The 1,237-nt window shown below is 36.4% G+C and carries 1 protein-coding gene; it reads left to right on the top strand.

What is annotated here, in order from left to right; translation table 11 throughout:
• The first annotated feature begins 77 nt into the window (after positions 1–77).
• Positions 78–1,172: a hypothetical protein gene (locus tag M3P05_RS20355; protein WP_249701965.1), complete on the top strand. Its 1,095-nt coding sequence runs from the start codon at positions 78–80 to the stop codon at positions 1,170–1,172.
• Positions 1,173–1,237 lie beyond the last annotated feature (65 nt).

Genomic DNA, 1,237 nt, shown 5'->3' with positions numbered 1-1,237 from the left:
CTTGCAGAGGTGTTAATAATAGTGAACTAATATCGAAATTAAGAAACTAAGGAATTAAGGAATTAAGGAATTAAATTATGGACTCAAAAGTAGGCTTAGATGGGAACTGCCCGTTTACTTCTATAGCAAATTCTCCAGATAACCAACAGGTAATAAACCAAGGTTGTACTGTGAGCAGTGTGGCATCAGCAGCCTCCTCTAGTTCACAACGAGTTAGTGATTATCAGCAAACACCAATAAGGTTAAGAAGACATTCCTCTCTTGCTCATTGTAGAAGCCATATATTTAAAGGAATTAAAGATATTGTTTTACAAAAAGCTGGAACGATTATTGACATCAATCAAGAGAGTATCGTTTTCAATGTAACTAAAGAATTTTGCGAATATCAGGATAACTATTTTAAAACTTGTCAATATCATGATTTAATTGAAAAGCTCTTAGAAGGCACTGATATCCCTAGTTTAATCAAAGCTGAAAGGCTTATCCCTATCGTTCTGGCAGGCGATAGAAATAATCAATTAATTTTAGAGTTTAAGGATGCTCCTGAGGCCTACGCCCATACTTTAGATGGACAAGAGATAGCTCTTGAAACAAAATTCATTACTCCTTTGTATAACCCTCAAGCATTAAGCGATCTTGATACATCTATGTTAAGAGTAAATATGGGTGAGTTGGGGTTCACAGATGGCTCTCCACGATACATATTTACTACAGGTCTTGGCCCCTGCATTTGTGTCACTCTTTTTGATAAATATCAAAATAAAGTGCTGCTTGGGCACTTTACAACTTTCGATTTTACACCTGAAAGTTTATCAGAAATTTTTAAGTTTTGTGATGATCAACAAATGAAAGGGCTTGAGTGTCATATTGTAGGTGGAACATATGAATATTTAGGTATTGAAAACGGTTTTTTAAGCTTAATGAATTTTTTATCTTCAAAAGGCGTTCCCATAAAGCAGATGTTTGTCGGTGATACCACGGATCGTCCCATAGCTGTAGTTGTAGACACCAAAGATATGACTCTTTATGGACTTCCTTTTAACACGCTTAATAACCCCAATAACCGGGAAGAAGAGTATGAATCAAAGAATAAACTTAAACGCATATCTAATATGCCTCTCTTAACGAAGAGTTATACTCTTTCATTATTGACATGTAGTTTGGATGCCTAACGCCAGCATGTTGGGCGCCGCTTGCGGCGTCCAAACCATGCACTTGTATGGTTCTTCTTGTGAGT

Source organism: Parendozoicomonas callyspongiae (genome assembly GCF_023502345.1).
Taxonomy (GTDB): Bacteria; Pseudomonadota; Gammaproteobacteria; order Pseudomonadales; family Endozoicomonadaceae; genus Sansalvadorimonas; species Sansalvadorimonas callyspongiae.
This window is presented reverse-complemented; position numbering and strand designations above follow the sequence as displayed.